Genomic DNA, 11,421 nt, shown 5'->3' on the forward strand with positions numbered 1-11,421 from the left:
CCACCGGCTCGGCGGTGAGCATGCGCCACCGGGGGGGCCGACGCCGCGACACGGGGGCCGCCCCGGCGGGCTCGCTTCGCTCGCCTCATCTCCGGCCGCCGCTAGAGGCGGTCTTCCACGTTCACGACGGGGTGCTACCCGCGCTCGCCGGGTCCCTGCGCCTCAGGCGGTCTTCCACTTGTCCCAGATCCGCTTCAGCTCCTTCTCCGCGGCCTTCGCCGAGTCCTCGGGCGAGAGCTCGTCGCGCGCGACCTTCGCGAACATGGTCGGGAGCACGAAGGTGTTGAACGCCTCGTCCACCGCGGCGGTGGCGTAGCCGGGGTACCCGACGTTCGTCGCCCACTCCAGCACGTTGCCGAGCACGGCGTACTTGTCCGGCGGCGAGCCCTTGGGGTCGTTCGCGATCTGCTGCTTCAGGTCGGGCACTGTCTTCGGGAAGCACGGGAAGTTGTAGAACTCGCTCGCCTTGAAGGCCTCCGCGAACGCGTCGATGTAGTCGACGAGGAACTGCTTCGCGCCCTCCGGGTTCTCGGCGAACCGCCAGATCGCGTAGCAGTCCATCACGTGCTCGGCGGCCATGCGGCGCACCGGCCCCTTGAGCGCGGGGACGATCTGGATCTTCTTCGACATCTCCGGGTTCTCCTTCTCCGCGGTGCGCGTGACGGAGATGGCGTTCGCGACGAAGGAGAGCTTTCCGGCGAGGATGCCGCGGTTGTTGGACGAGGGATCCCAGGTGAAAATCTCGCCCGTCTCGGCCTCCTTGTAGAGCGCGCGCATGTACTTGAGCGCCTCGATGGTCTGGGGGGAGTTGATGACGACGCGCCCCTCGGCGTCCTGCTCGGACGCGCCGAACGACCACATGACCGCACGCACGGCCATGTTGGTGTCGAGCTCCTGCGACAGCCCGATGCCCACCGGGTTCCCGAACTTGTCCTTGATGGCCTTGCCGCCCTTGCGCAGGTCGTCCCAGGTGTCGGGGCCCTTCGGGAACCCGACCTGCGACCAGAGATCCTGGCGGTAGTTGCCCGGGTCGGGGACGTAGCTGTCGGAGAAGGCGAAGTACTTCTTCGTCTTCGGGTTGAAGGTGGACTTGTGGCCGAGGTCGATCGGCTTGCCCCACTTCTTCTCCACCGACTGGTAGATCTCGGTGTGGTCGATGACCTGCTTCTCGTAGGCCGCGGGCGGCGAGAGGAACATGAAGAGGTCGTGGCCGCGCTGCGCCGAGACCTCCGCCGCTGCGCGCGCGTTGATCTCGCCGATGGCGATGTGATCGACCACCACCTGCGTGCCGTGCTTCGCGCCCCACTGCTTGCAGAACACCCCGTCGAACCACTTGTCGTAGCCGGGGACGAAGTGGCTCCACTGCACGATCTTGAGCGTCTTCTGCTGCGCGCGTGCGCGCCGCGGAGCTCCCGCCGCCGCCGCGAGCGCGCCGACGCCCGCCGCCTTGAGGATCTCCCTGCGCGTCAGGCCGCGCCTTCCATCGCTCGCCATGCCCGCCTCCCTCCGTCACACGATGGGTGACGTACGGAGAGGGCCCTAACGGCGGCGCCGGAGGCGGCACGCGCCGGACGGGGCCCCTGCGGCGCGTCAACGGCGGTCCGGCCGAGCGCCGCCTCGGCCGCCGCGCTTCACAGCTTGTAGCCGAACCGCCGGAGGAGCCCCTTGCGCTCGGCGACGTCCGCGTCGCTCTCCACGCCCGCCGGCGCGCCGCCGTCCACCACGCCGAGGATCCCTCGCCCGGCGTCGGTGCCGGCGACCACCACCTCGACCGGGTTCGCCGTCGCGCAGAAGATCGTGCACACCTCCGGCACGAGCTTGACCGCGTTGAGCACGTTCACGGGGAAGCCCTCGCGCAGGAACACCACGAAGGAGTGACCGGCGCCGATCGCCTCCGCGTTCCTCACCGCGAGCGCCACGAGCGCCGGGTCGTTGCCGGAGCGGCGGACGAGGCGCGGCCCGGACGACTCGCAGAACGCGAGCCCGAACTTGAGGTGCGGCGAGGAGCCGGCGAGCACCTCGTGCAGGTCCTCCACCGTCTTGATGAAGTGCGCCTGGCCGACGATCACGTTCACGTCGTCGGGCTTCTCGATTCGGACGGACGAGAGCTCCATCGCTGCCTCCGCGGGCGGACGGCGCGATCATGGCCGCGCCCGCGGCGCGCGGGCGGCGCGAGGTGGGTTGCCTCCCTCGGACGGCGAGCCCGGCGCGCCTGCCGGCGGCCGGGCCCCGTGGAGCGCGCGGGCGAGCCGGTCAGCCGAGCTCGAGCCAGGAGAACCACACCGGGTGGTTCGTCTTGTACCACTCCAGCACCCGGCGGATGGCGGCCTGCTTCTCCCGCGGCATGACCCGCTCGTCCACCCGGTCGAGGTGCACGCGGATCCTCTCGCCGTCGTGCTCGAGCGCCTGGGAGAGCATCGTCTGCAGCTCGTTCCGGATGCGGCCGGAGTCGGAGATCTTCACCGCGCGGCTCGCGGGATCCACGCCGGAGAGGAAGCGCGAGAGGAGCGGGCTGAAGATGAGCCGCGTCTCGTCGAACGACTCCATGAGCCGGAAGGTGAAGGTCATCTTCGCGGAGGCCTGCCGGGTGGCGAGCCGGGTCGTCACCTTGTAGACGCCCTCGCGCACCTGGGTGACGCCGGGCGCGCCGGAGTACGGGTCGTCGCACATGTAGCCGAGGCTCGCGAGGACGCCCCACTTCTTCTCGGGCAGGAAGTCGTCGGCCCGGATGACGCGCTGCTTGAGCGGCATCGCGGCGGCCTCCGCCTCCTCGATGGCCTCGGCGTAGGACTTCACCTCCCCCGCCTCGAGCACCCTCCCGCCGAACAGCTCGCCGAGCCGGCGCGCGAAGTCGGCGGCCCGCGGGTCGAGCTGCATGAGCTTGCCCTCGGCGTCGCAGGGCAGCGTGAACGCCGGCGAGAACGTGGCCATGGTCGTGTCCACGTCGAGCACGGACGAGAGGCTCGCGGCCTGCATGGCCTCGGCGGTGGCGGCGTAGCCGTCGCAGAGGAAGACGTGCGTCGCGCCCGCGCCGTCCGCCCAGCTCCCCACGAGGAAGGTCGGCGCGTAGGTGCCGGAGTCGGTGAAGACCTCGAGGCCGGACGGCGCCTTCCACCCGTCCTCCACGAGGTGGGCGCCGAGCGCCTTCCACTCCTCCCAGAGCTTCCCGAGCCGGCCCACGCGGCTCTTCCCGCGCAGCGTCCAGACGTGGACGTTCTCACGCCGGATGCCGGGGTAGGTCGCCTCGATGGCCTCCATCACCTGCTTGCGGGGCGTGCGGTAGTCGAGCAGGACCGAGTCGCGCTCCGCCGCGGCGGCGACCTTCCGCGGCAGCGTGAGGCAGCCCATGTACGACTCGTACGGCCGCGACACGGTGAGCGGCGAGTCGAACAGGTGGAACACCGCCATCGGGCCGGACGGCTTCCCCTCGGCGAAGCGGGAGGTGTTCTCGAGCGTGTCCACCGCGGCGCCCCACACCGTGATGCCGCGGTCCTGGAGCCAGCCGTAGAACTGCTCGAAGGTGTGACCCGGCTCGTTGAGCAGCCGGCGCACGCGGCGGTCCACGATGCGCGCCACCTCGGGCCGGGCGTAGACGCGGCCGAAGCCGAGCAGCGGGTTCGCGCCCATCTCCGGCGTCTCGCCGGCCTTGGGCATGAGCCCCTCGCCGAGGGAGACCATGATGGCGTGGTTCTCGGGGAGCGTGCGCGTGGTGGTCCAGAGGCCCTCGCTCATCACGTAGGCGCTGATGGCGTCGGCGTTCTTCTTCACCTGGTTGTAGGCCGCCTTGTCCTTGCCCGCGCCGGCGCCGTAGTCGCCGAAGAGCTTCGTGCCGAGCGCGGTCGCCGCCGAGGTCATGGCGAGGCAGCGGGCGATCCCGCGGGGCGTGAAGCTGTGGGCCGACACCGGATCGGCCTGGTAGCGCTCGACCTCGACGTCCTCCAGCCAGAGGTGGAAGCGCAGGAGCACCGGCCGGGTGTCGAAGGCCCACTGGGCGATGAGGTTGCGCTTTTCGATGTCTTGCACGGGGGTCTCCGGTGGGCGCGGTTCGGAAGGCTGGGGCATTTTATGAACTCGCGCCGGACCCGGAGCCACTTTGCGGCCTTCCGACCCCACGCGAGACGGAGCGAAGAAATCCAGGAAGCGACGCGGTCGCGTCAAGCGAAAGCGTTGCGCGCTGCGCCACGGGAGCGGCGCGCTCGCGAGCGCGTTAACCTCGCGCCGTGCACGACCTCCCGCCCCTCGCCGCGCTCCTCGCCCAGGATCCCCTCTGGTCGCCCTCCCCGGCCGACGCCGCCCGCCTCGAGCGGGACGCCGGGGCGAGCCCGCCGCCCGCGCTCGCGGCCGAGCTCCGCTGGTGGCGCGCCCTCGCGGCGGGCCGGGCGCAGCGCTGGGACGAGGTCTCGGTGCTCGCGGAGACGGGCCTCGGTGAGCCGGCCTCGGAGCGCGAGACGGTCCGGCTCGCGTTCCTGCACTGCCTCTCCGGGGACCTCGCCCAGGCCGAGCACCTCGTCGCGCAGGCGGTGCAGACCGGCAGCGACGAGGCCCTGCCACGGCGCTTCGCGGGCTGGTGCGAGCGGGAGGGGCTCTCCGCGGCCGCGGCACGGTTCCGCTGAAGGCGCGTCCGGACGGATCAGTACCCGTGCCCGCCGCGGTGCTCCCCCTCGCGGATCTTCCCGCGGAACACCCAGTAGATGAGGCCGGTGTAGCCGAGCACGAACGGCATCCCCATGGCGGCGATGATCGCCATGTTGCGCAAGGTCGGGCCGGTGGAGGAGCCGTTCCGGATCGTGATCGACAGGGCGGGATCGAGGCTCGAGGTGACGAGGTTCGGCCACTGGGCGAGCCCGAACAGCACCACGAGCCCGGCGACCGTCAGGGCGGAGGAGGCGAACGCCTGGAAGTAGCGGCGCAGGAACACGGCGCGCGGGACGTTCCCCGCCGCGAGGACGTTCAGGACGACGATGCCCCACGCCCACGGCAGGTGGGCGAAGTTCGCCGTCGCGCGCGGGATGGCCACGAGCGTGAAGATCGTCGTGAGCAGGTAGAGCACCGAGAACACGCCGGCGGCGCTCCAGGCCCAGCGGCGCACCTCCTCGTGTAGCTCCCCCTCGGTCTTGATGAGGAGCCACACCGCCCCGTGCAGCGCGAAGAGCGAGAGCGCGAAGACGCCGACGAGGAGCGCGTACGGCGAGAGGAGCCCGGAGAGCGCCACCTGCGCCTCGCCGTCGGCGCGCACCGGCAGCCCCATCATGACGTTACCGACCGCGGCGCCGAACAGGATGGGCGAGAGCGCGCTCGCGGCGAAGAAGGCGACGTCCCAGGTGTTGCGCCAGGCCCGCGACGGGCGGCGGCTGCGGAACTCGATCGCCACGGCCCGGAAGATGAGCGCGAGGATGAGCAGCATGAGCGGCGTGTAGAGCGCGCTGAACGCCGTCGCGTACGCCCGCGGGAACGCGGCGAAGAGCGCGCCGCCGAACGTGACGAGCCAGACCTCGTTCCCGTCCCAGACCGGCCCGATCGCGTTCAGCATCACGCGGCGCTGCTCGTCTCGCCGCGCGAGGAGGTAGAGCGTGCCGACGCCGAGGTCGAACCCGTCGAGCACCGCGTAGCCCGCGAGCAGCACGCCGAGGAGGACGAACCAGAGCACCTGCAGGTCCATCACCGCCTCCCCTCGCCTGCGAGGTGGGAGCGCCCCGGCTCCTCGTAGGTGGCCGCGACGTCCACGAGCTCCTTGCCCCTGGTCGGACCATGGGGCGGGACCGCCGGCGGCGGCCCGGCCTGGATCTTCGCGTTCATGACGTAGACCCAGACGAGGAACAGGCCCGCGTAGACGAGCCCGAACAGCACGAGGGACTGGAGCACCTGGCCGTCCGTCACGGACAGCGAGAACGAGTGCTCGGTGCGGAGCAGGTTCCACACCGTCCAGGGCTGCCGCCCCACCTCCGCGACGATCCAGCCGAGCTGGTTCGAGGCGTACGTCCCGAGCACCGCGAAGACGAAGATCCACAGGAGCCAGCGCGTGCGGAAGAGCGTCCCCCTCCGGCGGAGCCACAGGCCGAGGAGCGTGAGCGCGATGAACGCCGTGCCGAGCGCGACCATCAGGTGGAAGGCGTAGAACGGCACGGCGACCGGCGGGCGCGCGTCGGGCGGCACCGACGCGAGCCCCGGGATGGAGGCGTGGGGGTCGCGGTGCACGAGCAGCGAGAGACCGCCGGGGATGGCTACGCCGAGCGCGACCCGGCCCTCCTCGGGCCTCGGCACGCCGAACACGTGGAGGTCCGCCGGGCCGTCCTCGAAGTGCCCCTCCATGGCGGCGAGCTTCGGCGGCTGGTGCTCGGCGACGATGCGCGCGCTCTGGTCGCCCGTGACGAGGAGGAGCACGGAGAAGATCGCCCCGAACGAGAGGGCGACCGAGAAGCTCCGCCGCGCGAACTCCTCGTGCCTCCCGCGCAGGAGGTAGAAGGCCGAGATGCTGAGCACGAAGAACGCGCCGAGCACGTAGGCGCCGTTGAGGGTGTGCAGGAGCCGGCCTATCGTCGACGGGTTCAGGACCGCGTCCCAGAACCCGGTGATCTCGGCGCGGCGCGCCGCGCCCTCGCCGACGACCCGGAACCCGGCGGGCGTCTGCTGCCAGCTGTTCGCGACGATGATCCAGACCGCCGAGAAGACCGAGCCGAGCGCGACCAGCACCGCCGACACGAAGTGCATCCGCGGCGACACCCGGTCCCAGCCGAAGACCAGCACGGCGAGGAAGCCCGACTCCAGGAAGAACGCGAAGATGCCCTCCGCCGCGAGCGCCGAGCCGAAGATGTCGCCCACGAAGACCGAGTAGCGCGACCAGTTCGTGCCGAACTGGAACTCCATGACGACGCCGGTCGCGACGCCGATGGCGAAGTTCGCCGCGAAGAGCCCGGTCCAGAAGTGGGCGGCCGAGTGATAGACGGGATCCTTGGTCCGCAGGTACTTCCAGAGCAGCACCGCGATCACCGCCGCGAGCCCGATGGTGAGCGGCGGGAACAGATAGTGAAACATGATCGTCAGCGCGAACTGCACGCGCGAGAGCGTGAGGACGTCCATCGGGCGCTCCTTCGCGGGGGGCCCCTCGCCACGGGAGGGGCCGCTAGAATGTGCGCCCCTCGCGCAGGAGCGTGAAGGAGAACCGCGCGTTCCCGGGGGGCCCCGCCGAACGGGCGTGCGCGCGTGCGCGCGCCGCCGGCGCCCCCGGTCGGAGGTGATGCGTCAGCGAGGGGGTCCGCCGGGCTCCCGGTCCGGCGCCTCGCCCTCGCCGTCCTCCACCTCGACCCCGTAGCCGCGCGGATCGAGGCCGTGGCGGAAGGCGATGCTGATCCGCGGCCCCGCCCGCGCGACCTTGGGGACGGAGTGCTGCCACGTCCGCTGCGTCCGGCCGCCGGTGACGAGCAGGTCGCCGCGGCCGAGCGCGAACGCCAGGGGCCGTCCGGCGCCCTTCCGGCGCAGGAGGAACCGGCGCGGCTCCCCGAGCGACACCAGCGCGACGATCGGCTCCGCGACGCGCTTCTCGATCCGGTCGCCGTGCCAGGCCACCCCATCCGCGCCGTCGCGGTAGAGGTTGAACCCGGCGGAGTCGAGCTCGACGCCGTACCGGCGCGAGAGCGCCCGTCGCATCTCGTCCACGATCGCCGGCTCGAGCGGCACTCCGGACGCGGCGCTCCATGGCGCCGTGAGCCGGGGCTCCTCCACCTCGCGGTCGTACAGCCTGCGCTTGCGCCGGCCCCAGCGGCGCGTGCGGAGGAGCTCCTCGAACAGCGCGTCCGAGCCGGAGACCCACCCCGGCGCGACGTCGATCCAGGACTCCGCGTCGAGCTCGATGCGGCGCACGCCGCCGAACGAGCGGTCGAACGACGGCGCGGCCGAGTCGAACAGCGTGGGCTGGAAGCGGACCGACGTCATCCCAGAACCGATAACCGGGCCCGGCGCCGCCGCCACGCCGCGTCACCGTCCGATGGCGAGGACGAGCTTGCCGCGCCCGTGCCCGGACTCGAGCCGGCGGTGGGCCTCGGCCGCCGCCTCGAGCGGGAGCACCGCGTCCACGAGCGGCCGGAGCTTCCCCTGCTCCACGAGACGCGCGAGCTCCTCGAGCCGCCGCCCCTCGCGCGTGAGGAACACGCCGTGGAGCGTCTGGTTCTTGAGATAGAGCGAGGTGAGGTCGCCGTCGCAGCCGAGGATCGTGGCGATCCGGCCGAACGGGCGCGTCGCCTCGGTCGACCCGGGCACCGTGGCGCCTCCCACGGTGGTGAGCACCGCGTCCACCCCCTGCCCCCCCGTCTCGCGGAGCGCGGCCTTCACGACGCTCTCGCCGCGGTAGTCCACGCAGACGTCCGCGCCGAGCGCGCGCAGCGTCTCCTGGTTGTCCGGGCCGGCGGTCGCGATGACGCGCGCCCCGGCCGCCTTGGCGATCTGGACCGCGAACGAGCCTACGCCGCCCGCGCCGCCGTGGATGAGCACGGTCTCGCCGACCTGCACCGCGAGGCGCCGCACGAGCGCCTCGTACGCGGTCCCGCCCGCGAGCGGGATCGCCGCCGCCTCGGCGTGCGTGAGCCGCGCCGGCTTCCGCGCGGCGATCGCCGCCTGCACGACGGCGTACTCGGCGTACGTACCGTGCGGGTTGCCGAAGATCTCCGGGGTGTAGAACACCTCGTCGCCCTCGCGGAAGCGCGTGACACCCGGGCCGACCGCCTCGACCACGCCCGACGCGTCGTAGCCGATCACGGCGGGGACCTCGAGCTGCGCCCAGGTCCCGGAGTGCCGGATCTTCGCGTCGACCGGGTTCGTGCCCGAGGCGATGACGCGGACGAGGAGCTCGCCGGGGCCGGGCGTGGGCCTCGGGACGTCGCGGAGCTCGAGGACGTCGGGACCGCCGAACTTCGGGACCACCATGGCGCGCATGCGGGCGAAGTAGCCGGGCCGCGGCGCCGCCGCGGGCCGTCCTTGGGGCTGCGGCGACGCGCCCCGAGGGCCGTCCTCGCGCGCCGGCGCGCCCGGGAGGACCTAGGATTGACTCGTGTCCAAGGCGTTCACGAGCGAGGAGACGCCCGACCTCGGCCCCGTCGTGCGGGCGCCGCCCCGGGTCGCCCCCGGCGAGGTGAGGTACGTCACGCCGGAGGGGCAGGCGGCGCTGCGCCAGGAGCTCGAGCGGCTGCGCGAGGCCCGGGCGGACGCGGCGGCGCTGCCGGAGCACGCGCGCGCCGCGCGGCATGCCGAGCTCGACAGGCGGGCCGCGCTCGTCGAAGGGACGCTCGCGGCCCTGACGGTGCTCGGTCCCGAGAGCGCGCCCGAGGGCCGGGTCGGGTTCGGGACCTGGGTGCTCGTGGAGGACGAGGAAGGGCGCACTCACTCCTGGCGCATCGTCGGACCGGACGAGGCCGACGCGCGGCGCGGCCTCGTCAGCGTCAGCTCACCGGTGGCGCAAGCCCTCCTCGGTCACGAGGCCGGAGACACAGTGGAGGTGGATCTCCCCGCGGGCGTGCGCGAGTTCACGGTGCTCGAGGTCCGGCGCCGGAGCTGAGGCGGCACCGCTTCGGGGCGTCGCGCGCCCCTCACCCGTGGCGCCCGTCCCACGAACACGGGCCGGGGCCCCCCCTCGCGCCCTCGCTCGCATCCCGCTAGCATCGTTCCACCGTCCGGCGACCTTCCCGCTTCCTCGCGCTCGGGCGGCATCCGCCGGACCGTGGGCGTCACATGAGCGGAGCGAGGACGATCGCCGGCAGGTGGGCGCGGGGAGTGACCGCCGCGGCGGCGCTCCTCGCCGCGTGCATGGCGGGCCACGCCGCGCCTCCGCGAGACGCGGCGGCCACGGACGCGCCTCAGGTGATCTTCTTCGGCTCGAGCACGACCGCGGGCACCGGCGCGTCCCGCCCCGAGCGGCGCTGGACCACGCTCCTCGCGCGCCACGCCGGGTGGAGCGAGGTGAACGAGGGGCTCCCCGGCTCGACGCTCACCGACGTGACCGGCCGTCCCGCGCCGTCGGGAGAGCTCCGCTGGCGGGCGCTCGCGGGGAGCGGCCTCCGCCCCGGCGTGGTGGTCGTGATGTACGGCGCGAACGACGCGATCGCGGGGGTGCCGCTCGGCGAGGCCGATGCGCCGGGGACGTTCCGGCATGCCGCCGCGTCCGTGCTGCGCGGTCTCCGCGCCGCGTTCCCGCGGGCGGTGCTCGTCGTCTGCACGCCGCAGCCCGGGCGGCGGCTCGACCGCGCACGGCGCGCCCCGTACGACGCCGCGCTCGCGGACGAGGCGCGCGCCGTCGGCGCCGTCGTGGTGCGCGGCGACGAGGCGTTCGCGCCGGACGCGCTGCCGCGCTTCGCGGCGGACACGATCCACCTCAACGACGCCGGACACGCCGCGCTCGCCGCGTACGTGGAGCGCGCGCTCCTCGACGCGCGCGTCATCTCCCGGCCGCACGTCGCGAAGGGCGCCGGCTTCGGCGTCGACGGCGCGATGATGCCCTGAAGGCTCCGCGAAGGCAGCCGTACGGCGAGGGAGCCCCACGCCCGTGCGGAGCTCCGGCGAGACTGAGCGCGCGCCGGGTCCCCGCGCGTGTGGCGGCGCGAGGGTCCGCCGGCGAGGGCGCGTGCCCGTGGCGCTCGCCCGCCGCCCTCTTGCCGCGCGGCCGCGCGCACCCCAACTCAATGGGGACACCGCACATCCAAGGAAGGGGATCCGCATGTTCGAGAAGCAGGCGGTACGGGAAGGGATGAAGGTTCGCGCGCGTGACGGAGAGGATCTCGGGAAGATCGTGAGCGTCTCGTCGACCGGGATCGTGATCGAGAAGGGCTTCTTCTTCCCCCGCGATTACGAGGTGCCGATGCATCTCCTGAGCGACGTCCGCGACGACGAGCTCTGGCTGTCGTGCACGAAGGAGGACCTGAAGGTCGAGGGGGCGCTGACGGGCGGCGCCGCGAGGACCTCGGAGCTGCGCTCGCCGGAGGCGGGCACGCGCGAGGAGGGGCGCATGCAGCTCTCCGAGGAGGAGCTCGAGGCGCGCAAGCACGTGCGGGACAGGGGTGAGGTCCGCGTGACGAAGGAGGTCGTCACCGAGCACAAGCAGCTCGACGTGCCGGTGATGCACGAGGAGGTCCGGGTGGAGCGCATTCCGGCCTCGGGGACCGAGCACACCGCGACGGGCGCGTTCGAGGAGAAGACGATCTCCGTCCCGGTGCGCGACGAGGAGGTCGAGGTGGTGAAGCGCCCGCGCGTCCGCGAGGAGGTCCGGGTGTCGAAGACCTCGCGGGTCCAGGAGCAGCGCGTCTCGGGCGACGTTCGCCGCGAGGAGGCGCGCATCGAGGGCGAGGGGGACCTCGAGCGCGACCCGCTCAGCCCGCGCCGCGATCCGGACGAGCGCTGACGGCCGGGGCCGGCCGTTGCCCGCGAGGGCGGGGAGCGGCC

11 protein-coding genes are annotated in these 11,421 nt (G+C 72.9%); 4 read left to right on the top strand and 7 right to left on the bottom strand.

Going from position 1 to position 11,421, the window contains the following annotated elements; genetic code table 11:
- Positions 1-162 precede the first annotated feature (162 nt).
- The 3 genes from MNZ29_RS16280 to MNZ29_RS16290 form a co-directional block, all read right to left on the bottom strand.
- A complete protein-coding gene (locus tag MNZ29_RS16280) occupies positions 163-1,494 on the bottom strand; it encodes an ABC transporter substrate-binding protein (protein WP_242355917.1) in 1,332 nt (443 codons plus the stop codon).
- Between the two features lie 137 nt (positions 1,495-1,631).
- Positions 1,632-2,114, bottom strand: a complete 483-nt coding sequence (locus MNZ29_RS16285) for an adenosine-specific kinase (RefSeq protein WP_242355919.1) — start codon at positions 2,112-2,114, stop codon at positions 1,632-1,634.
- Positions 2,115-2,253: 139 nt separating this feature from the next.
- Positions 2,254-4,023, bottom strand: coding sequence for a hypothetical protein (locus MNZ29_RS16290; RefSeq protein ID WP_242355921.1), 1,770 nt, complete (start codon positions 4,021-4,023; stop codon positions 2,254-2,256).
- 197 nt (positions 4,024-4,220) lie between these two features.
- Here MNZ29_RS16290 and MNZ29_RS16295 point away from each other — a divergent pair, with 197 nt between their 5' ends.
- Entirely contained in the window at positions 4,221-4,613 is a 393-nt protein-coding gene (locus MNZ29_RS16295) for a hypothetical protein (protein ID WP_242355923.1), read from the top strand.
- Positions 4,614-4,630: 17 nt separating this feature from the next.
- Here the strand turns inward: MNZ29_RS16295 and cydB are convergent, their stop codons facing one another.
- The 4 genes from cydB to MNZ29_RS16315 form a co-directional block, all read right to left on the bottom strand.
- Entirely contained in the window at positions 4,631-5,659 is a 1,029-nt protein-coding gene (gene cydB / locus MNZ29_RS16300) for a cytochrome d ubiquinol oxidase subunit II (RefSeq protein ID WP_242355924.1), read from the bottom strand.
- The gene (locus MNZ29_RS16305; protein WP_242333472.1) at positions 5,659-7,077 is read right to left on the bottom strand and encodes a cytochrome ubiquinol oxidase subunit I; all 1,419 of its coding nucleotides are present in this window, start codon (positions 7,075-7,077) and stop codon (positions 5,659-5,661) included. Before MNZ29_RS16305 ends, cydB begins: the two co-directional genes overlap by 1 nt.
- 162 nt (positions 7,078-7,239) lie before the next feature.
- Complete coding sequence (locus tag MNZ29_RS16310) at positions 7,240-7,929, bottom strand: alpha-ketoglutarate-dependent dioxygenase AlkB (RefSeq protein WP_242355926.1); 690 nt, start codon at positions 7,927-7,929, stop codon at positions 7,240-7,242.
- 42 nt (positions 7,930-7,971) lie between these two features.
- Positions 7,972-8,925, bottom strand: a complete 954-nt coding sequence (locus MNZ29_RS16315; RefSeq protein WP_242333477.1) for a zinc-dependent alcohol dehydrogenase family protein — start codon at positions 8,923-8,925, stop codon at positions 7,972-7,974.
- 115 nt (positions 8,926-9,040) lie between these two features.
- Here MNZ29_RS16315 and MNZ29_RS25025 point away from each other — a divergent pair, with 115 nt between their 5' ends.
- The 3 genes from MNZ29_RS25025 to MNZ29_RS16330 all read left to right on the top strand — a co-directional run bounded on the left by MNZ29_RS25025 (position 9,041) and on the right by MNZ29_RS16330 (position 11,380).
- A complete protein-coding gene (locus MNZ29_RS25025) occupies positions 9,041-9,544 on the top strand; it encodes a GreA/GreB family elongation factor (protein WP_242333479.1) in 504 nt (167 codons plus the stop codon).
- Between the two features lie 173 nt (positions 9,545-9,717).
- A complete protein-coding gene (locus MNZ29_RS16325; protein ID WP_242333481.1) occupies positions 9,718-10,485 on the top strand; it encodes an SGNH/GDSL hydrolase family protein in 768 nt (255 codons plus the stop codon).
- Positions 10,486-10,699: 214 nt separating this feature from the next.
- On the top strand, positions 10,700-11,380 hold the full coding sequence (locus tag MNZ29_RS16330) for a YsnF/AvaK domain-containing protein (protein WP_242355928.1): 681 nt from the start codon (positions 10,700-10,702) through the stop codon (positions 11,378-11,380).
- Positions 11,381-11,421: the final 41 nt, after the last annotated feature.

Origin of the sequence: Anaeromyxobacter sp. SG64 (genome assembly GCF_022690745.1) — a bacterium.
In the GTDB taxonomy this organism is placed as follows: Bacteria; Myxococcota; Myxococcia; order Myxococcales; family Anaeromyxobacteraceae; genus Anaeromyxobacter; species Anaeromyxobacter soli.

Bases quoted from the DNA above. Each gene is read 5' to 3' on its own strand.
- MNZ29_RS16280 (WP_242355917.1), bottom strand. From the start codon at position 1,494: ATGGCGAGCGATGGAAGGCGCGGCCTGACGCGCAGGGAGATCCTCAAG.
- MNZ29_RS16285 (WP_242355919.1), bottom strand. From the start codon at position 2,114: ATGGAGCTCTCGTCCGTCCGAATCGAGAAGCCCGACGACGTGAACGTG.
- MNZ29_RS16325 (WP_242333481.1), top strand. From the start codon at position 9,718: ATGAGCGGAGCGAGGACGATCGCCGGCAGGTGGGCGCGGGGAGTGACC.
- MNZ29_RS16330 (WP_242355928.1), top strand. From the start codon at position 10,700: ATGTTCGAGAAGCAGGCGGTACGGGAAGGGATGAAGGTTCGCGCGCGT.
- MNZ29_RS16305 (WP_242333472.1), bottom strand. From the start codon at position 7,077: ATGGACGTCCTCACGCTCTCGCGCGTGCAGTTCGCGCTGACGATCATG.
- MNZ29_RS16310 (WP_242355926.1), bottom strand. From the start codon at position 7,929: ATGACGTCGGTCCGCTTCCAGCCCACGCTGTTCGACTCGGCCGCGCCG.
- MNZ29_RS16315 (WP_242333477.1), bottom strand. From the start codon at position 8,925: ATGCGCGCCATGGTGGTCCCGAAGTTCGGCGGTCCCGACGTCCTCGAG.
- cydB (WP_242355924.1), bottom strand. From the start codon at position 5,659: ATGGACCTGCAGGTGCTCTGGTTCGTCCTCCTCGGCGTGCTGCTCGCG.